At 51.4% G+C, this 24,274-nt stretch carries 24 protein-coding genes and 1 riboswitch; of the genes, 22 read left to right on the top strand and 2 right to left on the bottom strand.

The window, feature by feature from the left end:
* The first annotated feature begins 66 nt into the window (after nucleotides 1-66).
* From ACFVSO_RS28710 to ACFVSO_RS28665, 10 genes are all read left to right on the top strand, one after another.
* Entirely contained in the window at nucleotides 67-1,011 is a 945-nt protein-coding gene (locus ACFVSO_RS28710) for an ABC transporter ATP-binding protein (RefSeq protein WP_387480133.1), read from the top strand.
* Between the two features lie 29 nt (nucleotides 1,012-1,040).
* On the top strand, nucleotides 1,041-2,141 hold the full coding sequence (locus tag ACFVSO_RS28705) for an ABC transporter permease (RefSeq protein WP_387480132.1): 1,101 nt from the start codon (nucleotides 1,041-1,043) through the stop codon (nucleotides 2,139-2,141).
* Nucleotides 2,142-2,143: 2 nt separating this feature from the next.
* Entirely contained in the window at nucleotides 2,144-3,295 is a 1,152-nt protein-coding gene (locus ACFVSO_RS28700) for an ABC transporter permease (RefSeq protein WP_387480131.1), read from the top strand.
* A 159-nt stretch (nucleotides 3,296-3,454) separates the two neighbouring features.
* Nucleotides 3,455-4,243 (top strand): HNH endonuclease, encoded by a 789-nt coding sequence (locus ACFVSO_RS28695; protein ID WP_387480130.1) that lies wholly within the window; start codon nucleotides 3,455-3,457, stop codon nucleotides 4,241-4,243.
* 326 nt (nucleotides 4,244-4,569) lie between these two features.
* Nucleotides 4,570-4,860 carry a hypothetical protein gene (locus tag ACFVSO_RS28690; protein ID WP_387480129.1) on the top strand — a complete coding sequence of 97 codons (291 nt, stop codon included), beginning with the start codon at nucleotides 4,570-4,572 and terminating at the stop codon, nucleotides 4,858-4,860.
* Nucleotides 4,824-6,425: a sensor histidine kinase gene (locus tag ACFVSO_RS28685; RefSeq protein WP_387480128.1), complete on the top strand. Its 1,602-nt coding sequence runs from the start codon at nucleotides 4,824-4,826 to the stop codon at nucleotides 6,423-6,425. The genes ACFVSO_RS28690 and ACFVSO_RS28685 overlap by 37 nt, the downstream gene beginning before the upstream one ends.
* Nucleotides 6,422-7,960 (top strand): helix-turn-helix domain-containing protein, encoded by a 1,539-nt coding sequence (locus ACFVSO_RS28680; RefSeq protein WP_387480127.1) that lies wholly within the window; start codon nucleotides 6,422-6,424, stop codon nucleotides 7,958-7,960. Before ACFVSO_RS28685 ends, ACFVSO_RS28680 begins: the two co-directional genes overlap by 4 nt.
* Before the next feature lie 98 nt (nucleotides 7,961-8,058).
* On the top strand, nucleotides 8,059-9,396 hold the full coding sequence (locus ACFVSO_RS28675) for an extracellular solute-binding protein (protein ID WP_387480126.1): 1,338 nt from the start codon (nucleotides 8,059-8,061) through the stop codon (nucleotides 9,394-9,396).
* A gap of 68 nt (nucleotides 9,397-9,464) precedes the next feature.
* A complete protein-coding gene (locus ACFVSO_RS28670; protein ID WP_119801828.1) occupies nucleotides 9,465-10,337 on the top strand; it encodes a carbohydrate ABC transporter permease in 873 nt (290 codons plus the stop codon).
* A gap of 42 nt (nucleotides 10,338-10,379) precedes the next feature.
* Nucleotides 10,380-11,249, top strand: a complete 870-nt coding sequence (locus ACFVSO_RS28665; RefSeq protein WP_387480125.1) for a carbohydrate ABC transporter permease — start codon at nucleotides 10,380-10,382, stop codon at nucleotides 11,247-11,249.
* A 260-nt stretch (nucleotides 11,250-11,509) separates the two neighbouring features.
* On the opposite strand, the gene ACFVSO_RS28660 is transcribed toward ACFVSO_RS28665, so the two are convergent.
* On the bottom strand, nucleotides 11,510-12,043 hold the full coding sequence (locus ACFVSO_RS28660; protein WP_387480124.1) for a chromate transporter: 534 nt from the start codon (nucleotides 12,041-12,043) through the stop codon (nucleotides 11,510-11,512).
* 32 nt (nucleotides 12,044-12,075) lie between these two features.
* On the bottom strand, nucleotides 12,076-12,699 hold the full coding sequence (locus tag ACFVSO_RS28655) for a chromate transporter (protein ID WP_387480123.1): 624 nt from the start codon (nucleotides 12,697-12,699) through the stop codon (nucleotides 12,076-12,078).
* Between the two features lie 202 nt (nucleotides 12,700-12,901).
* Nucleotides 12,902-13,004, top strand: a riboswitch (purine riboswitch).
* Nucleotides 13,005-13,189: 185 nt separating this feature from the next.
* On the opposite strand from ACFVSO_RS28655, the gene ACFVSO_RS28650 reads away from it, so the two are divergent.
* The 12 genes from ACFVSO_RS28650 to ACFVSO_RS28595 all read left to right on the top strand — a co-directional run.
* Complete coding sequence (locus tag ACFVSO_RS28650; RefSeq protein WP_387480122.1) at nucleotides 13,190-13,798, top strand: xanthine phosphoribosyltransferase; 609 nt, start codon at nucleotides 13,190-13,192, stop codon at nucleotides 13,796-13,798.
* Between the two features lie 4 nt (nucleotides 13,799-13,802).
* Nucleotides 13,803-15,104, top strand: coding sequence for a nucleobase:cation symporter-2 family protein (locus ACFVSO_RS28645; RefSeq protein WP_387480121.1), 1,302 nt, complete (start codon nucleotides 13,803-13,805; stop codon nucleotides 15,102-15,104).
* 175 nt (nucleotides 15,105-15,279) lie between these two features.
* Nucleotides 15,280-16,809 carry an MDR family MFS transporter gene (locus ACFVSO_RS28640; protein ID WP_387480120.1) on the top strand — a complete coding sequence of 510 codons (1,530 nt, stop codon included), beginning with the start codon at nucleotides 15,280-15,282 and terminating at the stop codon, nucleotides 16,807-16,809.
* Between the two features lie 143 nt (nucleotides 16,810-16,952).
* Entirely contained in the window at nucleotides 16,953-17,693 is a 741-nt protein-coding gene (locus tag ACFVSO_RS28635) for a Bax inhibitor-1/YccA family protein (protein WP_387480119.1), read from the top strand.
* A gap of 181 nt (nucleotides 17,694-17,874) precedes the next feature.
* A complete protein-coding gene (locus ACFVSO_RS28630; protein ID WP_387480118.1) occupies nucleotides 17,875-18,294 on the top strand; it encodes a YhfM domain-containing protein in 420 nt (139 codons plus the stop codon).
* A gap of 178 nt (nucleotides 18,295-18,472) precedes the next feature.
* On the top strand, nucleotides 18,473-19,480 hold the full coding sequence (locus ACFVSO_RS28625; protein WP_387480117.1) for a helical backbone metal receptor: 1,008 nt from the start codon (nucleotides 18,473-18,475) through the stop codon (nucleotides 19,478-19,480).
* Between the two features lie 26 nt (nucleotides 19,481-19,506).
* The gene (locus ACFVSO_RS28620) at nucleotides 19,507-20,499 is read left to right on the top strand and encodes a FecCD family ABC transporter permease (protein WP_387480116.1); all 993 of its coding nucleotides are present in this window, start codon (nucleotides 19,507-19,509) and stop codon (nucleotides 20,497-20,499) included.
* 2 nt (nucleotides 20,500-20,501) lie between these two features.
* Nucleotides 20,502-21,317, top strand: a complete 816-nt coding sequence (locus tag ACFVSO_RS28615; RefSeq protein ID WP_387480115.1) for an ABC transporter ATP-binding protein — start codon at nucleotides 20,502-20,504, stop codon at nucleotides 21,315-21,317.
* Complete coding sequence (locus ACFVSO_RS28610; protein ID WP_387480114.1) at nucleotides 21,298-21,807, top strand: HugZ family pyridoxamine 5'-phosphate oxidase; 510 nt, start codon at nucleotides 21,298-21,300, stop codon at nucleotides 21,805-21,807. The genes ACFVSO_RS28615 and ACFVSO_RS28610 overlap by 20 nt, the downstream gene beginning before the upstream one ends.
* A gap of 50 nt (nucleotides 21,808-21,857) precedes the next feature.
* Nucleotides 21,858-22,328: a DinB family protein gene (locus tag ACFVSO_RS28605; protein ID WP_387480113.1), complete on the top strand. Its 471-nt coding sequence runs from the start codon at nucleotides 21,858-21,860 to the stop codon at nucleotides 22,326-22,328.
* 154 nt (nucleotides 22,329-22,482) lie between these two features.
* A complete protein-coding gene (locus tag ACFVSO_RS28600; protein ID WP_387480145.1) occupies nucleotides 22,483-22,821 on the top strand; it encodes an MmcQ/YjbR family DNA-binding protein in 339 nt (112 codons plus the stop codon).
* A 149-nt stretch (nucleotides 22,822-22,970) separates the two neighbouring features.
* Nucleotides 22,971-24,274: S-layer homology domain-containing protein (locus ACFVSO_RS28595; protein ID WP_387480112.1), on the top strand; the 1,304-nt coding region annotated here is incomplete at its 3' end.

Here is a 24,274-nt window from a genome sequence, read left to right as displayed (position 1 = left end):
ACTACGCAGGTTCATCCCTTTTTTATATGATGAACGTAAGTTGAAAACGAAGCGGGAGGATGAGCGATGAACGTATTGCAACTGAAAAAGCTGACCAAAAAATACGGGGAATTCGCTGCAGTCGATCAATTGACGCTCGCAGTTCAAGAGGGTGAAATCTTCGGTCTGCTGGGCGCGAATGGAGCGGGGAAAAGCACAACGATTAACATGATTGCTTCACTCATTCCAATTACGAAAGGCGAGATCGAGCTGCTGGGCAAAAACATCGCCAAAAACGGCAAGTTCGCGAAGTCTAATATCGGCATCGTGCCGCAGGAGCTGGCGATTTATGAGGATATGACGGCATATGAGAATGTTCATTTTTTTGCCGGACTATTCGGACTAAGAGGCGCGGAGTTGAAGCGCAGAGCGGAGGAGGCGCTGGCGTTCACAGGCTTGAGCGACAAGCATCGCAGCTACCCGAGAGATTTCTCCGGCGGCATGAAGCGAAGGCTGAATATTGCCTGTGCGATTGCCCACCGTCCGAAGCTGATCATTATGGATGAGCCGACGGTTGGTATCGATCCCCAGTCCCGCAATTATATTCTGAATTCGGTGCGGAAGCTGAACGAGATGGGCAGCACCATTATCTACACCAGTCACTACATGGAGGAAGTCGAAGAGCTGTGTACCCGAATCGCCATTCTCGATCACGGCAAAGTGATTGCGGAGGGAACGAAGGCACAGCTGAAATCTATTATTACTGACCAGAAGGATATCCGCATCGACGTTCGTTCTATCGAGGGACTCGATACGGGTAAGCTGCGTGAGATTGCCGGTGTACGGGCTGTCATCGTCAATGAAGAGCAGAATAGCGTAAGCATCAGCACCGATGCAGAAGTAAACAGTCTGAACCGCATTATTCAGGGGCTGCTCGCAGCGAACATCGAGATACGCTCGGTAGAGGAAAGCCAGCCGAGCCTGGAGACGGTATTCCTGACGCTGACGGGCAGAAGCTTGCGGGATTCATAACGGCGATACGGGAGAGGAGGGACGAATTCATGAACATATGGCGGATAGCAGTCAAGGAGTTAATGACGTTTCGCGATGTGAGGATGCTTGTATTCATGCTGGCTACGCCTGTTCTGCTAATGCTGATTATGGGGTCGCTGTTGTCCAGCGCTTTTAACGCCAGCGTTGCGATCGGCGATATTCGAGTCATCTATTCGGACAATAGCGAGGATGGCGCGATCGGTGCGAATTGGGAGCTCTGGTTGAGCCAATCCGGTACAGAGCATATGGTTTTCGAGAAGTTCGAGGGGAACGATTCGGAAGCGATGGAGGGGGTGCGAGACGGCAGCTACTCCGGATATGCAGCATTGAATCCATCCGGCGTTCACTATTATGGCAATAGCCGAAGCAGTGTGGAGAACAGCATGGTAAGCGGTATCCTGTCGGCATTTGCCGATCGCTATAAGCTGAGCCTTGCCGGGGCTGCGCCGGAGCCGGAGAGCATGGTGCAAGGAAGCTATGTGAAGGAGACTTTGCTTCAAGGCTCACACATGCCGGGAGCGATGGACTATTTTGCGATTGCGGTTACGACAATGATTATCTTATATAGCGCTGCAACGGCAGGGAATCTTATTGACAGCGAGAGAACGCGCAATACGGCTATTCGTTTGTTAGCCTCTCCGATTTCCAAGGGCGAGATTTTTGTGGGCAAGATTTTGGGCACGATGGTGCTCCATGCAGCATTTGTCGCGCTAATTATGCTGATCAGCAAATATATGTACAACGCGAATTGGGGCGACAATCTCCCTATGGTCTGGCTCGTGCTGCTCTCGGAGATCGCCTTTGCGCTAAGCTTGGGGCTTGGAATCAGCTATATTGTCAAAGGCAAGGCTTCCGGCATTGTCATTATGACGATCATCCAGTTGGCATGCTTCTTCGGCGGTTCGTATTACCGCATTGAAGATAACGGGGATTTTGTCAGCAAGCTGGCTCCCTATTCCCCGCTTACTTGGTCCAATGAAGCATTGATGGACATTATATACGGCGGCGAGACTGGAACGGCTTTAACCGCGTCTGCGCTTAATCTTGGCGTTGCCGCGGCGATGCTCCTTATAGCGGCTGTCATGATGAGAAGAAGGGAAGGGCTGTAGCAATGAGAGATACGATATGGTTGATTCGAAGAACGGCCCTGACTATGCTGCGGAGTTACAAGAGCTTGCTGCTGTATTTGCTCACGCCGGTCCTCGGCATCGGGCTTGCCTTTCTCATCTATAGCGGGCCAGGTGATGTGTCGGTTCGGATTGGCGTAGTGAACCAGGATGGTGAACAAGTGGTTGCGTCGGATGTCGTTCATTTTCTGGATGGCATCAGTCAAGTGGAATGGAGTGACGTTCAGGAGGAAGAGGCGCGCGAGCTCGTGCTTGCGGGAGAACTGGATGCGGCAGTTATTCTGCCAAGCGGCTTCTCAGCAGGGGTTAAGACTGGCAAGGCGGAATCCCCTATAGAGCTGATCGCTCTTGAAGGTTCCGCGGCGGCATCTTATATCCGGTCCTATCTGGATTCTTACATGGGGAATCTGACGACAATCGGCATGATGGCTCAAAGCGGCGGGGATAGCTTTGATACGGTCTACGTCAAGTACAAGGCGGCGGAATTTGGGCTGCTGTCGGAAGAAGTGACAGACACATCGGCACAGCGTGATATGGCAAACCGCGCGATCGGATACTTGATCATTTTCATGATGTTCTCGGCCGTCCATTTGTCGGCATTCATGATCAAGGAGAAGGAGAATCGTACGTACTTCAGGGTGTTGGCTTCTCCCGTCTCGGCCAAAGCTTACGTAACGTCCAATGTGGCCGTGAATATGCTTGTGCTGCTGGTGCAAATGGCGATTATGCTGGTTGTGATGATTGTCGGCTTTGGCATTGAGCCTGGCCTTCCAATTTGGCAGCTGGTTGTCGTCTTGCTAATGTTCGCTTGGGTTGCCGTTGCTTTGTCACTGGTTATCGTCGCTTTCGCAAATAATTCCATGTCGGCAAGCGCGATGCAGAATTCATTGATCATTACTTCATGCCTGCTAGCCGGCTGCATGTTCCCGATTGATGCGATGCCGCAAGCGATGCGCGTGATCGCAGATTTCTTGCCGCAGCGCTGGCTGCTGGATACGATAAGCAAGCTGCAGCAAGGTGCTGCGTTAGCCGACTTGTCCATGAACCTGCTGACACTGCTTGCGTTCGCGGCGATGTTCTCTCTGCTAGCGATCTATAAGTTTGGCCACAACAAGCATGCCCGAACATATGTATAGGAAGCAATCGTGGAAGCAGCAGCTCCGATCCGCGTGGCCGAGTCCTTAACTTAACAGGAGCCATATCGCTTGCGATAAAGCGTATTTTCACCTACTGTCTCCTTTCATATTAGAAGAATGTCGTTTCGACATAAAGGCTCGTCATGATATACTGAGGGCATGACGACACTAGATACGGATTCCCAAGCACAATTGAATGAAAAGCGCTGTAGCATCTGCGGCAGCATGAAGCCGCTTGGCGAATTTCTTCGCAGAACGGGGCGAAGGCCCGGCAGACACGGACGCCGGGGGACCTGCCGGGCTTGCCGGAGCGGCAGAGCAGCTGCACTTCCTGAGACAGCAGCGGTAAGCCGGGCGGGAACGGATAGCTACGCTATTTCTGGAGATCATCGGGAGGTCGATCATCCGGTTGCTGCTCCTCCTGCCGCGAGCCATTCGGATGGAGTCGCTATGCCGCCTGCGCGCAAGAAGCGTCCCCGGAAGAGGCGACGGGCGGGTGCGGCTCAGAAGCGCCAAGCGGTTGCGGCTGCTCAGCCGGAGCCTGCGCCGCCTAAGCGGGAGAAGCAAAGTCCTACCGACGTTTCGTTCCTTCGACCGACAGCACAAGGGTTTATTCGGATGCGGGGAAAAACCGACAACGGACGGCGCTGGTATCAGGAGATCGAGCCCGAGCTTGCGCAAATTCTGGTGCGGGAAGGAGCAGCAGTCGTGGTGAATCGTCATACGATTCGCAGGCTGTACAGCAACAAGGAATTTCGCAAGCTCATCTTGACCCGTGACAACTATACGTGCCGATTCTGCGGGAGATACGGCGATACGATTGATCATGAGCTGCCTCGGGCGAAGGGCGGGCATACAACTCCCGCTAATTGTGTATGCGCCTGCTATGAATGCAACCAGCTAAAGGCGAACCGGGACGTAGATGAATTTATACGTACGCTGGATTAGTGGCGGCTATCTAGTTGACACTGAACGATACATTTGCCGAAGATCTCCTTGTCCGGGAGGTCTTTTTTGCAATAAATCGGATGGCGATGGATATCGTTAGCTATTGAAAAACGTACAGTAGAAGGCGACAATAGGGGTATGCTTTACTAGGCTAAAAGCGATAACTTAACATGCAGCCTTATCATGATAACGCTTTCATGCCGATGGATACAGTGCAGGCGCCGGGCGGCGAAGGTTACGCGGTGTCTGAAGCTATGATAAAATACTACATTAATATGACGTCATGCTATATAACATAGACATACTTAGAGAAGCGGCGGGGGATCATGATGGACAATTGGCTCGGAAGATCGCTAAAGCATAAGCTTTCATTATTAATCATTATATCGGTGCTGGTGCCGGTGCTCTCGCTGGGACTGTTCTCTTATTCCATTGCGGAGAAGCTGACTGAGGAGAAAGCGATTAACTCAGGCATGAATACGCTGACGCTGCTCGGGGCTTATTTGGACAATATGGTCCGGGATGCGGAGTTTTTATCGCTTTATATTTTGGGACTGAGGACGTTCAGAGTTATTTGCGTTTGCCGGAGACGGATGGACAGCTGCAGAGAAAGGTAGCGGCGCTTCTGATGACGATGGCGGTATCGAAGTCTTATATCGCGAATGCGATTGTGGAGCCCCAATCTGACAGAGCTGCCATCGCCTCGAAATCTGTAACGGAGTCCGGCTGGACCGATGTGACGGAGGAATTCCCGAATTATTATAATGAATACTCCAAGTGGTGGTCTCCGGTTCATCTCCAGACGACGTCTTCGGAAGGGACGAGAGATGTCATTACGATGTCGCGTCCGATTCGCAGCACGACCAAATATTCTACCATGGGTATGCTTAAAATAAGCTTGCTGCAAAGCGTGATATCCGATCATTTGAAACAAGCGGGACTTGAGGGCGGAGGCGTTGTCCTGCTGCTCGACAGCAGCAACCGGATCATGGCCGGACCCGATGGATTCACGAAGAACGAACTGCTGGAGACGTATTATCCGGGCATTAAGAGCTTTAAGTCGACCAGCAGCTGGATGGAATACGGCACGGGAGTCGACAAAAAGACCGTTCTCTATTATGACATGGAAAACGTGAATTGGCGGATCGTCGGCGTTATTCCGGCTCAGGCCTATAAGTCGCAGAACCAATATTTCCTGACGCTAACGGCGGTTGCGGTCAGTATCGCAATGCTGTTCGTCATTGCATTCGTGTTGTTCCTCATTCAGAAGGTGACGAAGCCGCTTTCGACGCTGGCAAAGTTCCTGAAGAAGTCGAGCCCGGACGAGCCGTTGCCTACACTTCCGGTCACGACGATCGATGAAGTGGGTCAGCTCATTATTAGCTATAACCGAATGAGCTCCAGAATCGAGAACTTGACGGACGAGGTCAAGAAGAACGAATCGCTGAAGAAGGAAGCAGACATGCTGGCGCTGCAAGCACAGATTAATCCCCACTTCCTGTACAATACACTGTCCTCCGTTCATTGGATGGCCTTAATGAAGGGAGAGGGACGGATTGCCGATATGGTCGGCTCTTTAAGCGACTTCTTGCGCTTTAGCTTGAATAGCGGGCAAGAATACTGCACAGTGAATCAGGAGATTTCGCATATCGATAATTATGTCAATATTCAATCGATCCGATACCCGGACAAGTTCCAATACGAGGCGGATATTCCATCGGAGCTGCTTGAGAAGCGCATGCTGAAGCTGCTTTTGCAGCCGCTTATCGAAAATGCGATGATCCATGGCATCTTGAAGCGAGATGGTCTTGGGCATATATCCGTTCGTGCAATGGCTGAAGACGAGATTATGACCTTTATCGTAGAGGATGACGGCATCGGCATGTCGGCCGAACGGGTCGAAGAGCTGCGCGATCGCATTGCGAGCCGCTTGGAATCCGAAGAGAAAATCGGTACAGGCGGAAGCTATGGCCTGCGGAACGTGCATAGCAGACTTATGCTTCATTATGGACCGGAGGCCGGGTTGAAGATTGAGAGTGAGCAGGGCCGGGGTACGAAGATTACCTTCACGATCCCGACGACCTCTACGCAGCTTGAACAGGAACGGGAGAAGGAGCATGACAAGGGACGAGAACAATCAGATCACGACCGTCGTGACCAAGGGGAGGAGGGGCAAGCGTGAAGCTGTTGATCATAGACGATGAGATCATCATAAGGGAAGGCCTTAGCACTGTGATCAAGTGGGAGGAGAACGGCTTCACCTTGTTGCAACCTGCCGCTTCCGCCGAGGAAGCGCTAATGCGCATTCCGCTGGAGAAGCCTGATATTATTATGACGGACATTCGAATGACAGGTAAGACGGGACTGGATCTTGCCCGAGAGGTGAAGCAGGACTTTCCGGATACGGAGATTGTCATCCTCTCCGGGTATGAGGAATTCGCTTATGCCCAGCAAGCGATGCGGGAAGGAATTAGCGATTATCTTCTGAAGACAAGCAGGCCTGGAGATATTATGGCGGCGGCGATGCGTGCCCAGAAGCGCATTATAGAGAAGCGGGCTGCGGAAGCTCATCAGACGGCGTTCCGCTCCAAGCTGCTGGAGCGAATGCTCGTCGGCGACTCCCCTGTAACCGATCAGGAGGTCGAGAACATCCTGCTCTATTATCCGGAGCTGCGTATGGCTTCGGAATGGGAATCACTTGAACTCTGGCTAGTCACCTCAGAGGTCAGCTTGACGGTGAGCGCAGAGGCGGAGCAGGCGCTTGGCGATTTGGGCGACAAGCTGCGCCAATCACTGGATTGCGCCATTCTGGATTGGAACGGAGGCTGGCTGTTCATCTTTCGTTCGAATCAGTCGGGGGCCATGAGGAAGGTCAAGGCCTCTGTCGAGCACGCGGAGCGTATTCTAGACTGCCGTTTGTTCGCAACTTCAGGCTCAATTGCGGCTAACGTCAGGGAACTGCGGGGAGCTCTGCGTTCTGCGGAGCAGGCTACCGCATTCCGGTTTCTTGCAGGCGATTCCAAGCTAATCCGCTACGATGATATAAAGAGTCGCAAAGGCATGCGCACCGTCTGCTCCCAGGAGGAGGAGGCGAGTCTGACGTCTGTGCTTCGTTCCAAGGATCGGAATAAGCTCGACGCTTGGATTCAAGGCACGCTAGCATATGTCAAGCAAGACCCCGAAGCGACACCCGGTTCCATGAAATCTTTCCTTCACTCCTTCCTGGTAGCAGGCTTCCGCTGGCTGGAGCGGGCGGCGGCTTCCGTCAGCCATTCTGTTCAAGAGCTGCACCAGCTTGAAAGTCTGGATCTGAATGAACTGGCTAAGCGGCCTGCCGAAGTGATGGGCGGTATCCTCTCTTCCATTATGAGTCAATATGATGAATTGTCCGGCGACCGTAATTCTGCTATAGCGAAGACGATCACTTACATTCGCGAGCATCTGGACCAAAGCTTAACTCTGTCGCAGGTTGCGGCATATGTTCACATGAATCCCAATTATTTCAGCGAGTTATTTAAACGTGAAACAGGGAAAAACTATATTGAGTTCGTCACCGAGGCCCGTATTGAGTGGGCGATCAGACTTCTAAGGGAAACGCCGGCGAAGGTGAGCGAGATCGCCAAGCGTGTAGGGTATGAGGATATGAAGCATTTCAACCGGATGTTCAAGCGGTATACGGGTGAGACGCCCTCCCATTTCCGCAATCGGGGACAATAGGTGAAATTTCACCCCCTACGATCTGAATTCTCCCCCCTACGACTTCCTCGGTGTCTTGACTATACTGAGATTACATTACCGAGGGGGGACTTACTCTAATGAAGAAGAGACTTACATTGGTTGTAACGCTTATCACGCTTATTTCCCTGCTTGTAGCCGCATGCGGCGGCTCGAACAACAACACCAATACTGGCGGCAGCAACAAGCCTGCTGACGGTGGCAGCAAAGAAAAAGTAAAGCTGACGATTTGGCATAACTTCGCGGGCGACGATCTTCGTGCTCAAGCTGTTCGCGGACTGATTGACGAGTACAAGAAAAACAACCCTAACGTTGAACTTGACGCGCAAGCGATTCCAGTTGACGGTTACCGCCAGCGTCTGAGCACAGTTGCAGCGGGCAATGAAATGCCAGACGTATTCTTCGTATATGCAGGCAGCCAGTCGCAAGAGTTCTTCGACGCAGGTTTGCTGCAACCGATTACACCTCTTGAAGAGAAATACCCAGAGTGGAAAGGCAACTTCATGGAAGGCGCATTCGATCGCTTCACGTTCGAGCCTAACCAAATCTACTCTGCTCCAATCGCACTTTCCGCTACATCGTTCCTGTACTACAACAAAGATCTGTTCGAACAACATAACGTAAAAGTACCTACAACTTGGACGGAGCTGATGGCAGCTGTTAAAACGTTCAACGACAACAAAATTACGCCAATCGCACTTGGCAACAAAGCTCCTTGGGTAGCGCAATCCACAATTATCGGATCGCTGGCTGACCGTGTAACGGGTACGGACTGGTTCCTGAAAGCCGTTAAAGGCGAAGCTTCCTTCCAAGATCAAGTATTTGTTGACGCACTTGGCAAATTCAAAGAACTGGTAGACAACAAAGCATTCCAAGACGGTGCGAACAGCATCGACAACACGCAAGCTGAGCAATATTTCATCCAAGGCAAAGCAGCGATGATGATCAGCGGCGCATGGACACTTACGAACCTTGCAGCTTCCGCAACGGAAGAGCAAGTAGCACCTATCGAAGTAACGACTATTCCTGCAATTGAAGGCGGAGCAGGTCAAGCTGGAACAATCTCTGGTGGTCCAGGTGCTGGATTCGCACTGAGCAAGAACACAACTGGCGCAGCTAAAGACGCAGCTCTCGAATTGATCTACGCAATCAGCGGTCCAGACGGACAGAAAAAGATCGCTGAGAGCAACTCCATGATTATGTACAACATGGACCTTGAGCAATCCGATGTAAGCCCTCTTTACCTGAAAGCATTCAACGTAGTCAAAGAAGCTACAATCACACCTGTATATGACGCTTACCTCTCCGCAGAAGCGGCAGAATCGATCAACAACGGTTTGCAAGAAATCATGATGGGCGGCAAGCCAGAAGATGTAGCGAAGAAACTGCAGGATGCACAAGCTCGCTCGACACAATAATAATTAACCATTCGCGTAGCGTACCGGTAAGGTGCGCTACGCGATAAAGATTGAAGGAGGTTGTCGCCATGCTGTCATCATTGCGCACCCGAAGCTTCGTCGCTCTGGCGCTGCTTCCTGCAGTACTGATCTTCATCGTTTTCGCGATTATCCCGATCATCTGGTCCATGTATTACGGATTTTTTGATTGGAAAGGACTTGGCTCCGCCAAGTTTATCGGATTCAAGAACTATGAAATGATGCTGCAAGACCCTATTTTCTGGAGAGCTCTGAAGAACAACCTGATCCTGGTTGCTTCCGCCATTATCGGCCAGGTGCCGATTGCGCTGCTCCTCGCTTTGCTTCTTTTGAAAAACTCTTTCTTTAACCGTATTATCCGCTCGGCGGTATTCATGCCAATGGTTCTGTCTACTGTCGTTGTCGGTCTGATCTGGGGTTACATCTATCACCCGCAAATTGGTATTCTGAATCAATTGCTGGAGACGCTTGGGCTAGATTCCTGGACACGGGCATGGTTGTCCGATCCAAAAATCAATATGTTCGCGGTATCTATTCCGATTAACTGGGCCAACATCGGTCCTTACCTGATTATCTTTATCGCAGCGCTTCAGAACATCTCCTCCGAGGTGAATGACGCCGCGAAAATCGACGGTGCAGTTGGATCTAAGAAATTGTTCTATGTGACGCTACCAATGATCTGGGATATGGTCGTTGTTGCGATCGTCCTTTGTATCTCGGGCAGCTTGAAAGCATTTGACCATGTTATTGTCATGACAGGCGGGGGGCCCGCGCAGTCAACGGAGCTTCTGGCAACCTACATGTACAACAACACCTTTACCGTGTATCGTTACGGCTATGGCTCCGCCGTATCCACCATGATCATTCTAATCAGCGCATTGCTTATTGGATTGAACTACATCATTACTAAAAGACGGAGCTAAGGCGGTCTGACGTCTAACTAGACCGATAAAGGAGTGAATCTTATGCAAGCATCGACAAAAATGCAGGCTGCGGGCGAAAAGCCGGCGGCGTGGAAGAAGCCGGTTGGCTTGGTCCTGAAAGTGCTGCTGCTTATATACTCGGGCATTACACTATACCCGCTGTACTGGCTCATCATAAGCGCGTTCAAGACGAATCAAGAGTTCTTCAATCGTCCTTATGCTTGGCCGCTGCAATGGCAAATTGATAATGTTGTTCGGGCATGGGATCTCGGCAATATGGGCAGAGCGATGCTCAACTCCGCGATCGTTACGATTGTCGCATTAGTGATGACGGTTGTCATCGGTACGCTTGCTGCGTATGCGTTGTCCCGGTTCAAATTCAAATTCAATGGCTTGCTTAAGGGCATGTTCCTGCTCGGCATGCTGATTCCGATCCACAGTACGCTTGTACCGCTCTTTATTTTCATGAATAAAGTCGGTATCCTGGATACGTACTGGGCACTAATCATGCCGTACACAGCGTTCGAGCTTCCGATCGCCATCTTCCTTGGTATTGCGTATCTGTCTTCCATTCCACGAGATATCGAGGAAGCCGCTATGATCGACGGCAACGGCTGGTGGGGCGTGTTCGGACGCATTATCTTCCCGCTGTGTTTGCCGGTTATCTCGACCGTATCGATTCTGGCATTCCTGCGATTCTGGAACGACTTCTCGTTCGCACTCGTCTTCATCAATACGCAAGCGCTCAAGACGCTGCCGCTTAGCTTGTCGCTATTCTCCGACGGCTTCGGCACTGACTATGCGCTGACGATGGGCGCCATGTTCATCGCGGTAATTCCGACAATCGTGATCTACCTGATTTTCCAAGAGCAGATCATGAAAGGCATGGTTGCAGGCTCGGTCAAAGGTTAATTCCTTTGCCGGGTCTTTTCCCGTTTGGACAAAAAATAACCGCTCCTTGTGAAATGGCGATCTCGCCACCACAAGGAGCGGTTTTTTATTTTTATTGCCATACATGACTGGGCAAACGGAGCAAGAGATAGGATGGAGAAGCGGTAGCGTTCGCCTTTGTATCCGGATTCCAACCATAATATATTGTTCAAGGAATCTGTATACAACAGCGATCGGAATCGTATTTCTTGCGTAGTTGCATGTTCAGATATGATTTGGCTTCACGTCAGGAACGCCGCCCCGCAAATCGCGGAGAACAGCAGGATGAAGACTGGATGCATGCGATAGCGGACCAGCATCATCCAGCCTGCGCCTACAATAAAGATACCGACAAGCAGCTGTTTATCCCATGCTGAGCCGTCCAGAGAGCCTACGCCGAGTCTATATACGGCAAACAGAATCAAAGCCGTAACGATAGGCTGCAGGCCGTATAGAATACGATTTAGCCAAGCCTGCTTATGCAGACGGTATAGCGCGGTCAGCAAGACAAGTGTCAGGATAGCGGAGGGAAGAATCAATCCGAATAGAGCTATGATAGCTCCGCTAATCCCGTGTGTCTGGTAGCCGATGAGTGTGCTTATATTAACGGCCGCGGGTCCCGGAGCCATACCGGCTACTCCGATCAAATCCAGGAAGGCGTCACTGGACATCCACTGCCGTCTGGCGGCTTCATGCTCGATCATGGGGATAAGCGCATAGCCGCCTCCGAAGGATAAGAAGCCCAGCTTCAGGAAAAATAAGAACATGGACCACATGGGAGGCTCCGCTCCTTTCTAAGATGACTGGATTAAATGAAATACATATAAGCTGGATCTTCTTGTACGCTGTGTTTGATTTTTTTGTTCATGGTGTTGTTATTCTGTCGGCTGCCCCGGAATACAGCATAGAAGATCCCGATAGCGATGCCCGCGACAATAATATAGACGGGAGCCAGTCCCAACAGCAGGCTTATTAGAGCCAGCAGCAGCAAGATGAGCGTCGTGCGGTCTTTGATGGCGGATTTACCAATTCGGAAGGCCGAGAACAGGATTAGCGTCATCACACCCCATGTGATGCCCGACAAGGCGGCTTCTGCCTTAGCGGAAGGCCCGATCTTGGTATAGATCGCGTATAAGGCCAGTACGATCAAGAAGGACGGCAGGATCGAGCCTGCGCCTGCTGCAAGAGCTCCCCGCCAATGGTTCATTCGATAGCCGAGCAGAATAGCAGCATTCACGCCAACCCCGCCAGGAGCGGCTGAGGCAAGCGATAAGGTATCGGTTAGCGCCTCGGTGCTCATCCAGTGGCGCTTATCGACGATCTCGCGCTCCAGGGCGGGAAAGATAGCATAGCCGCCTCCGAAGGAGACGGGCGATAGTTTAAGAAATGTCCAGAACAGGTTTAACATCGAGGGCTGAGTGTCTGGTTGCATAAGATCTGATTCCCCTTTGTATTGCTTATGAGTTCATCATAACGCACATCATTTTGTTAGGAAAGGAACAGTATTTTATGGATTGTATCATGCTTTCTTATACCCTTTATTCCTAGTGTGATAGTATTATTTCATAATCATTCTCATTAATTGGAAAATAAAAATTTCCTCTTGAAACGGAAACGCAAAGTGTGTACGATACTAAAGTATAATTGAATAAGCTCATATAATTTTGGGGATATGGCCCATGAGTTTCTACCGGATGACCGATAATTTGTCCGACTATGAGTGAGTGCGGGAGCAAGACGATAGGGTCGTCTTCGCGGACTCGCCATGCGTGTGCGAACCGGATTGCGATCCCGAAGGACAGGCTTCACTTGAGAGTAGACCAGCTCAAGTGGAGGCTGTCTTTTTTCTTTTTTCCGGAACAATAGAGGCAAGAAACGATTAACTGAAGTGGATCATGCAGCCAAGGGAGAGGACAGAGAAGATGAAAGAGCTTGAAGAACGTATACGCCGAGAAGGAGCGATCCTGTCGGACACAGTATTAAAGGTCGATTCGTTCTTGAACCACCAAGTAGATACGGAGCTGGCGCTTGCGACGGGGCGCGAATTTGCGCGCGTCTTCGGAGAAGAGCAGATTACGAAGGTGCTGACGATTGAGGCGAGCGGTATTCAATTCGCGATGGCAGCGGGCATTGCGCTGGGCGTGCCATTCGTCTATGCGAAGAAAAAAAAGGCGGTTACGCAGTCGGACAAGGTGTACGCCGCGCCGGTCCACTCCTTCACGCGCGGGGAAACGTATCAGGTGAGCGTGGATCAGCGTTACTTGAACGCTGGCGATCGAGTGCTGATCGTGGATGATTTCCTGGCGACGGGAGCGGCGCTGGTCGGTCTTGTTGATATTGTAAGAGAATCGGGAGCGGAGCTTGTGGGCGTAGGCTGCATTATCGAGAAGAGCTTCCAGGAGGGCCGCGGCTTGCTGGAAGCGAAAGGTGTGCGAATTCATTCCCTGGCGCGTATTGCGTCGATGAAGCCGGGCGAGGTTCATTTCATAGAGGAAACCAGGACCAGACAGCTTGAAGAGGAGAGAGCATAGCAGCATGTTAAGCAAACAAAGAGTTGTCACACTTGGCTTTCAGCATGTCCTTGCCATGTATGCGGGGGCTGTTGTCGTTCCCATTATTGTAGGCCAGGCACTCGGATTAACACCCACTCAAATGGCGTATCTCATTGCCGCTGACTTGTTCACTTGCGGGATTGCGACCATTCTTCAGGTATGGGGCGGCAAATATTTTGGCAGCCGTCTTCCGGTTGTATTAGGCTGTACGTTCACGGCGGTTGGTCCGATCATCGCGATTGGCTTGGCGTCGAATCTGGCGACTGTCTATGGCGCCATTATTATTTCTGGTATCTTTATGATTCTGGCAGCGCCTCTATATGGCAAAATCCTGCGTTTCTTCCCGACGGTAGTGACGGGCACCGTTGTTACGATTATCGGTCTGTCTCTGATTCCGGTAGCGATGAACAATGTGGCGGGCGGACAAGGCATGCCCGACTATGCAATGCCTAGAAACTTGCTGCTGGCATTGATTACGCTGGTCGTCATTCTGGTCGTGAACCGTTTCGCAAAGGGCTTCCTGCGTGCGATCTCCGTCCTGGTCGGTCTTGTAGTAGGCACGGTGATTGCTTATTTCATGGGTACTGTCGATTTCGCCAACGTTGCAGACGCCTCTTGGTTCAGTGTCGTTCAGCCCTTCTATTTTGGCGTTCCGCAAATCAGCATCACAGCCATTATTACGATGATTCTCGTTAATATTGTGAGCATGGTTGAATCTACGGGCGTGTATCTGGCTGTTGGCAAAGCCACAGATCAGAAGGTGGAGAAGCAGCAAATCGTGAACGGCCTTCGCTCAGAGGGTGTGGCGATTACGCTTGGCGGTATCTTCAATGCCTTTCCTTACACAGCATTTTCGCAAAACGTCGGCTTGATTACGCTGACTAAGGTGAAGACGCGCGATGTGATCTTCGCAGCGGGCGGCATTATGGTCATTCTGGGCTTGCTGCCGAAGCTGGCGGCTATTACGACCATCATTCCAAACGCGGTGCTCGGCGGCGCGATGATCGTCATGTTCGGCTCGGTTGCGGTATCGGGGATGAACATCCTTGCAGGAATCAACCTGCGTGATGAGCGCAATCTGCTGATTGTAGCTTGCAGCATTGCGGTAGGCATGGGTTCGGCGACTGTGCCTCAAATCTTCAGCGAGCTTCCGCAGTTTGCGAAAATGATGCTGGAGAACGGAATCGTTACAGGCTCCGTTACAGCGATTCTGCTGAACCTGCTGCTTTCTTCCCGGACGAAGGAAGCGGAGCAGCCAGCGGATATGCAGGCCAGCGAAGCATAAGATATCCAGCTCTTAGAGTCCATCATAAGACGTTGAGTCTTTCCTCCGTATGCGCGGAGGGAGGACTTTTTTTATGACATGCTTTTTTCCTCCGCAAACACTGACACACAGTTGTCAGTCTTGGTGTTCTACACTGAGATCAATCAAGAAACGTTAAGTTGAGAGGAAGATGAGCATGAGTGGTTCAAAGAAAAGTTCAAGTCTGGTGATAGCGGGGCTTCTGCTTTCGATCCTGATGGCGTCGATGGACAATACGATTGTCGCCACTGCAATGGGGACGATTGTCGGAGAGCTGGGAGGGCTGAATCATTTTGTCTGGGTGACGGCTGCTTATATGGTGGCGGAGATGGCGGGTATGCCCATCTTCGGCAAGCTGTCAGATATGTATGGGCGCAAACGGTTTTTTGTGTTCGGCATGATCGTTTTTATGATTGGCTCTATGTTATGCGGTACGGCAGGTTCTATTGTCGAGCTAAGCATTTATCGCGCGATTCAAGGGATTGGCGCTGGCGCGCTGGTGCCGATCACGTTCACTATTCTCCTTGACGCTGTAGCGCCGGAGAATCGCGGCAAGCTCATGGGACTGTTCGGTGCAGTATTCGGCATGTCGAGCATATTCGGGCCGCTTCTGGGCGCATTCATTACGGACTACGTAAGCTGGCAATGGATCTTCTATATGAATTTGCCGATCGGCGTGTTGTCATTCTTTCTGGTTGCCAAAGGGTATCAAGAATCGACTGTACGCAATGCAGGCCGAATCGACTGGTTCGGAGCGGTTACGCTCGTAGGAGCGATTGTCTGCCTGATGTTTGCGCTGGAGCTTGGAGGCAAGCTGCTGGCTTGGACTTCGCTGCCTATTATCGGATTGCTGGTTGGTTTCGCTGTACTCTTCATCCTCTTCATCATCGCTGAGCGGCGGGCAGAGGAGCCGATCATCTCCTTCAGTATGTTCAAGATTCGTTTGTTCGCAGCCAGTACGATCATTGCAGTGCTCAGCGGTGCGGCATTTATTGCGGCATCGGTATATCTGCCGATTTTCATTCAAGGTGTCTTGGGCGGAACGGCAACCAATTCCGGTCTGATGCTGCTGCCGATGATGGTGGGCACGGTCGTGACGGCGACTTTGGGCGGTTTTGTCATGGCGAAGCTGTCGTATCGGGTGATTCTGGTGTCTACGCTGGCGCTGTTGGTAGTAGGACTGGGCTTATTGACGACAATCACCATGGATTCTTCCAGACTGGTCGTAACGTTGTATATGATTATCGTAGGTCTTGGCATTGGCGCCTCCTTCTCGGTGTTAACGAATGCTGCTATTCATGGTATCGCTCCTGCTCACCGGGGAGCAGCTACAGCTACGCTTAACTTCCTCCGTTCATTCGGAATGATGATGGGGATTACGGTATTCGGCATCCTGCAAAGCCAGGTGATGACGAATCGATTGACGGCGGTGCTCCAAGGCGGGACTGAAGCGATGCCTCAGGGAATTGATCCGAAGGACCCGTATGTGCTCATGGAGCCGGCGCTGCGCAGCGCTATTCCGGAAGGCATTCTGGAGCGGTTGTTGTCGGGCGTGTCATCATCCATTACAGAAGTGTTCATGTGGGGATTAATCCCGGCTTTGTTGGCTGTTGGAGCGGCATGCTTTATGGGCAGGGAAAAGCATGATCCGGCGGCGGAGTCCGAGGCTTATGCGGCAGCTCATTAAGCCTAGTTGAAACGAAGAGCCTGGCGCTCTTCGTTTTTTTATGGATTCATTTCATAATTTATCGAAGGTTTGCATTATATTGGTGTATAGCTGTACGAACTATGATAAAATATGGTCAATCTACTAGAAGAGGTGATTCATGCGTGATCGGACGCAGCGGTAATCCAACATTAAGGGACAATACGTTCCCGAATTCCGGACAGGTATCCTCCGGACAGCGAATGACAATCGAAGGAACAGTGAACAAATCGTTTATCATGCTAGCGATCCTATTAGGCGCGGCATTCGTAACATGGTCGATGTACAATAATGGACAGAATGTGTTCGGGTTAATGATCGGCGGCGCGATTGCGGGCCTTGTTCTTGCCCTCATTGTATCGTTCAAACCAACAACGGCACCGATTCTGGTTCCTATCTATGCGGCTTGCGAAGGCTTGTTCCTGGGTGCGCTCTCCGCTAACTACCAGTCGGTATATAACGGCATTACCCAGCAGGCTGCTCTGCTTACGATGTGCGTATTCATCGCTATGCTGGTTGCCTACCGGTTCAGATTGATTCAAGCGACGAAGAACTTCAGACTGGGCGTATTCGCAGCTACTGCAGGTATCGCACTTATGTACTTGCTGAGCTTCGTACTCGGATTCTTCGGTCTGTCCGTTCCGTACCTGCATGACAACAGCCTGATCGGCATCGGCATCTCGCTTGTTATCGTCGTGGTGGCTGCGCTGAATCTGGTGCTGGACTTTGACTTTATCGAGACGGGCGCGGAGCAAGGAGCACCGAAGTATATGGAGTGGTACGGCGCATTCGGTCTTATGGTTACATTGGTATGGCTTTACATTGAGATGCTGCGCCTTCTGTCCAAGCTGGCTAGCCGCGACTAAGCGTCAGGCAACGCAAGGCAAACGGTCAGTGGTAGAGCACGCATACATAAATAATCCAACAACCAAGAGATGACATCCTGTCATCTCTTTTTCTTTTTTACCTTCTACGAGGTTTATAAGGGAAGAAGAAGCGGTTATGACGAAGGATAGAAATTGTCAAATGGGAAGCAAGGAGGCTGAGATGAAAAAAGTTTGGTTTGCAAGTATGGTTGTATTCATTTTAGGCTTGTTCGCGTCGGGATGTGCTGCCAATTCTTCGAACATCAAGGAAGAGAGAACAGTATCTCTTTATGAAATGAGCGGCTTTTCCGCAGTTAAAGAAGGTTCTCAGCGAGTTGTGACGGATACGGAGGAAATCGCGATGTGGCACAAGGCTATGACCGATTCTGTGCAACAACCGGGCATTGTGAATATGGCCGACCCCCACTACAAAGTGGACCTCGGTGAGCAGAGCTATTTTCTCTGGATTGAAAAGAATGGGGGAACCGTTATGAACGTGAAAGATACTCATACGATCCGTAGACTAACCCCCAAGTATGCCAAGACCGTCTATGATGCAATCCAAGTCCATTATCCTGACAATCAAATAGCTAGAACGTAAACCTGGAGATGAATGACTCGCTTAAGAAGCAATGGCAGCCTTTAGTGGCTGCCATTTATATATTTTAGGCCAACAAAATAAAGGGGACAAGCATAATAAACGCCTATTGATAATAATAATCAATATCTATATAATGATAATGGTTATCATTATCTATTAACTAGGAGGCAATACAAACATGAAGTATGGAAGTTGGAAAGTCGGGGTTGTTGCACTATTACTAGCGTTCGCAGTCGCATGCGGCAATCATACAGGAAATAACGGGGGAGCCTCGTCATCGCCATCGGTCGAGCCGTCGAGCGAGCCTACAAATAACGGGGCGGGCGAAGAGATAGAGAAACCAGCCGAAAGCCTGGTTGACGAGAGCAAGCTGAATGAGCTGCTTGCTCAATTCGAGAATCAATCCCCGTCTAAGGCAGTCACACTCTCTGTAGCGATCACGGAACTGTTCGACGCCATTGGCGTAGCGCCAGTCGGCGTGCCGACTTCCAGCAGCACGCTGCCTGCGGCATTCGATAGTGTACCGCGCATCGGTTCGTCGCATCAGCCAGACGTTGAGGCGATTGCGGGACTGCAGCCCGATGTGATCCTCGGACCTGCATCGATCAAGGAGAACTTGGAGAAGCAATTCGCAGCGGCGAAGCTTCCAACCGGCTATCTGCCGGCGGATTCCTTGGATGAGTTGAAGCTGTCGCTGTCCGCTCTTGGCCGATTGTTCCAGAAGGAAGATGCTGCAAAGGCGTACATAGAGAAATTCAACGCCGATGAGAAGGCGGCTATTGTAGCAGTCGAAGGCAAGGAAGCGCCTAGTGTGCTCATCTTGTTCGGCTCAGTGGAATCGCTTATGTTCATGAATGAGAATACATTTGTCGGCAGCTTGGTGAAAAATCTGGGCGGCGTCAATGTCGTTTCTGATGTACTGAAGCTGACAGAAACGTATACACCGCTTGATATGGAGAGTGTCGTGGAAGCAAACCCGGATATTATCCTGCTGGTTGCGCACGGCGATCCCATTGCGGTATCCAAAAAGTTCGAGGAAGATGTGAAGAGCAGCGGTGCTTGGGAGAAGCTGAATGCGTTCCAGAACGGCAAGCTGAAAGCACTGGACTATGGCTTGTTCGGCATCGCGTCTCTGCCAAAGGCTGTTGCTGCTTACAATGAGATGGCCGGCATTATGTATGAATAATGGCTAGGGATGCACAAGCCTATAGTATGGTCAAAAAGGGGAGGAACAAGACAGGGCTCATTGTCATCGTTGGCATCGTACTTGCCATTGCGATCCTGGCAGCGATCGGAATTGGCAGTGTGCGGTTCTCTCCTTTGGAATCCCTGATGACGCTAATCGGTCAAGGGGACGCGAGATCGAATACGATTTTATGGGATATTCGGATTCCTCGCGTGCTGCTCGCGCTTATTATCGGGGCGAATCTGGCCGCTTCAGGTGCATTGCTGCAGGCCGTGATGCTTAATCCGCTGGCAGATCCCGGACTTACCGGCGTCTCCAGCGGCGCTGCGGTAGCTGCACTCTTCATTATGCTGGTCGTACCCGGATATTCGTCATTTATTCCGATTGCAGCCATTATCGGCGGAGGGTTCGCCGCGGTGATGGTCTATGCAATGGCATGGAAGCGTGTAGGCGGATTTACGCCCATTCGCATCATTTTATCCGGTGTAGCGATTAATGCGGTGTTTGGCGGGGTCATTGGATTATTGTCCATTCTGTACAGCGATCGCCTGCCTGCTGCTCTTCAGTGGCTGAACGGCAGCTTAAACGGCAAAGGTATGGGTGATGTTATGGTTATCTTGCCGTATTCCATTGTCGGCTGGATCGCTGCGTTATTCTGTGTGCGCAAAGCCAATGTACTGCGACTGGGAGAACAGACGGCGCATCACTTGGGACAAAATATGAACCAGGTCCGCTTCGTCCTCTCGCTCGTGGCCGTCTATCTGGCGGCGGTCTCCGTATCGACGGTCGGACTTGTAGGGTTCGTCGGACTGGTCGTGCCTCATATTGCCCGCTTGCTGATCGGCTCGGACTATCGCTTCAGCTTGCCGCTCGGACTTATGCTGGGAGCGATCGTGCTGCTTGTGGCGGATACGGCAGGGCGTGCATTGTTCAGTCCGCTGCAAATTCCGGCAGGCATCATCATGGCGATTGCCGGAGGACCCTATTTCCTGTATCTCATGCGTAGAGGAGGCGCTTAAGCATGCTTCAGGTAAATTCGCTGCAAATCGGATATGCGGATCGTACCGTCGTACGGGATTTCTCCTTGGAGGTAGAAGAGGGGGAAGTCGTCTCCATTATTGGCCCGAACGGATCGGGCAAGTCGACGATTCTGAAGGCGATTACGCGGGTCATTCCTTGTCAGGAAGGGAAAGTCTGCATTGCCGATCGGGAGCTGAGCACACTTAGCTCGAAGCAATTAGCCCAGATGATGTGCATGCTATGCCAATCCAACAGCAGTCCCTCCGATATGACAGTGGAGGAGCTAGTCAGCTATGGAAGATTGCCGCATAAGAAGTGGTACGAACGGCTTGGCGAGGAAGACCGGGAGATCGTGGAGTGGGCGCTCCACCATACAGGGATGCATGCGTACCGGGAGCGGCTGGTGGTATCCTTGTCCGGCGGTGAGGCGCAGCGCACATGGCTTGCTATGGCGCTGGCTCAGCGCCCCAAAGTGCTGCTGCTGGATGAGCCGACCACTTACTTGGATATCGGACATCAACTGGAAGTATTGGAGCTGGTGCGCAAGCTGAACAAGGAGCTTAAACTGACTGTGGTGATGGTGCTGCATGATCTGAATCATGCGAGCGTATACAGCGACAAGGTATGTGTCCTGAAGGACGGCAAGACCTGTGTATATGGAAAGCCGCAGGATGTCTTTACGATGGATTTGATTCGCAGCGTCTACGGAGTCGAGACAGATATACAGAGATTCGGACAGGACGAGGCTCCGCGCATTCATATTTTAAGAAAAATCCAAGAAGAAGGCAGGGATCTCATTGAGAGCACTGGATATTGACGCTGTGAAAGAGCAGTATCTGCAATTCACCGACAGCTTGAAGACCGTCATGCTGAGCACAGTCGGCACAGACGGAAGTCCGTTCATCTCGTATGCGCCGTTCATCAAGCATGAAGGCAAGCTGTATATCTACATCAGCCGGATTGCCAATCATTACCGCTATATGGAGGAAAATCCGAACGTCGACGTCATGCTGATTGAGGATGAGAGCAATACGCCTAATCTATTTGCCCGCCAGCGCGCACGGTTCGTTGCACGCGCCGTGAATTTGGGCGAGGCGGAGCCAGAGGATGTTTTCGCAAAGTTCAGTGAACGGTTCGGCAAAAACATGATCGGCATGCTGCGTGGTCTGGACTTCTCCCTGTTCGAGCTGACCTTGTCGGAGGGGCGTTATGTCGCGGGCTTTGGTCAAGCCTTTGATATTGATCTGGCTGGTGACCAGTTCGTGCATGTCGCGCGTGATGGTCACCAGCAGTCCGGTAAGAAGTAGGTGAAGCCGCAATAGAGGTATAATCTCACTAGCATTCAGGAGGGAATGATATGTCTACAGTAGCGACAGTGCTGCCCGTATGGGAAGCGATCCAAAGCCGTTTTCATAAAATGGTGAAGGGACTGCCGGAAGAAGACCTGGGTTTGGCGATTGGACCTGCGTCCATCGGCTATATGCTCCGGCATAATGCGGAAGTGGAGTATATGTTCGCAGAATGGTTTTTTGGCCAAAAAATGCCGGAGGGCCTTGAGATTGCGACAAGCCGGGGACCGAGAGGCAGCGGGGAGAAGCAGACGTTTGCGAATTTAAGTGAGCTGGTTGCCTTGCTGGAGGCGTCCAACGCTTTTCTGATCCAGGCGATGAAGGAGCTGCCGGAGGAGAAATGGCAGGAGCCGGTTGAATCTCCAATGGGACCGTCGACGCCGATTGAAGCCATTGGCCGCCTGATGTATCATACTGGCATTCATGCCGGACAGATCTCACTCATTCAGAAGAATGCACCGGCACTCAAGGCGCAGTAGTCGTCCATTATAGTTGTAATTCATTGAATTCTATTGTACAAAAAGAGTAGGTGTCGAGTAAGGCGGCGCGTACTCTTTTCTCTGTATGGCCGCGTTGTGGACAAGCATAGGAGGGATCAACATCTTAACCAGGGAAGAATGGTCGCAATATTGCATGGAGCACAGGGGAGCGAAAGAGGATTATCCCTTTGGTCCTGATCCGTTAGTGATGAAGGTTGGCGGCAAAATGTTCGCTTTGATCGGGGTGAACGATGGGGTTGTAAATATATCGCTGAAGTGCGAGCCGCATATGGCGGAGTTGCTGCGGCTGGAGCATGAAGCGGTTAAGCCGGGGTACCATTTGAACAAGAAGCATTGGAATACCGTTACGATAGACGGTACGGTGCCGCCGGACGAAGTGAGGTCGATGATCGACCATTCTTATGATTTGGTAGCCAAAAGTTTGACCAAAGCGCAGCGGGCGCTGCTTGCTGAAGGCGAGTCTTGGACATAGCAGTAATGAAAATCACCTTGTAAAAGGTGATTTTTTTATTAAAAAAACGAAATGTACAACTAAAGTGTATAGGCAGATTAGGCATAATTATGTAGAATAAAGTTGGAAATTAAAGTTATTTTAGATTTGTAGTCGGAATAGGAGGAATAATGATGAAAAAACAATGGATGAAGGCTCTGGCAAGCGCGACGGTGATGTCTATGCTGCTGATGCTCATCGCTGGAGCGGCCTTTGCAGAGGGAACGAAAAAAGGCTTCTCTGATCTGGGTGCTGTTCCATGGGCACAGAAGGATATAAACAAAATGAATCTCCTTGATGTGGTGTCGGGTAATTCCGCCGGTTCCTATCAACCCAATAACCCGGTTAGTCATCAAGAGGCGGTAGCAATGACCGTCCGTCTGCTTGGATTGGTGCCAGAAGCGGGTGGCGCAGCAGCTTCCCATTCACTGGAGGTTGATGACTGGGCGCAAGCTAGCGTGCAGCTTGCCCTGGAGAAAAAGCTTATCGTAGCTTCCGAGGAGTCAGTCCAGCTTTGGGGCAAGACAGGGGCGAGTAGAGAATGGACGGCGCGGTTAATCGTCCGTGCAATAGAGTGGAAATCGGGCAAGCCATTAGCATCTTCGCCCAAAACAACCTTCACAGACGCGAAGGATATGTCAGCCTGGGCTGTGAGTTCAGTTCATGCAGCCGTAAATGCTGGATTGCTGAACGGTTATCCGGATGGTTCCTTTAAACCAGGAACTACGTTAACGAGGGCACAAATGGCTGTACTGCTAAGCAATATGCTGCCGCAATTATTTCTTGAAGATGAGAGTGTAGGCGCAGGCTGGAATTTGGGATCAGGCACTATCGTTACGATCGAGGGCCAGAAGCTAAGCTTGAAAAATCGTGAAGGCAAGCAGGAAAGCTATACGCTGGATAAGACGGTGACGATCTATAATTATGCGAACAAAGAAGTAACGGCAGCGAGTCTACAAGCCGGCGATCAAATCAGCTTGGTTCATAAGAAAGGTGCGGCTGTGTTCGTAGAGGTTAAGAGCGGCGCGCCAGGCGTTGTAGGAGATCAGGGTCCTCAGGGGCCGGAAGGACCACAGGGACCGGAGGGACCTTCGGGATCGACAGGCTCGAAAGGTCCGAAAGGGGATACAGGAGCAACAGGTCCGGCAGGAGCGCAAGGTCCGAAAGGGGATACAGGAGCAACAGGTCCGGCAGGAGCGCAAGGACCGAAAGGCGATACAGGAGCAGCGGGCCCGGCAGGAGCGCAAGGTTCGAAGGGTGACACAGGAGCAGCGGGCCCGGCAGGAGCGCAAGGTCCCAAGGGTGATAAAGGCGCAGCGGGCCCAGCAGGAGCGCAAGGACCGAAGGGTGATCCAGGAGCAGCGGGCCCAGCAGGAGCGCAAGGGCCGAAGGGTGACACAGGAGAGCAAGGTCCAACCGGGACGACAGGTCCGAT

The organism is Paenibacillus sp. NPDC057967 (assembly GCF_042887015.1).
Classification (GTDB): domain Bacteria; phylum Bacillota; class Bacilli; order Paenibacillales; family Paenibacillaceae; genus Pristimantibacillus.
This window is presented reverse-complemented; position numbering and strand designations above follow the sequence as displayed.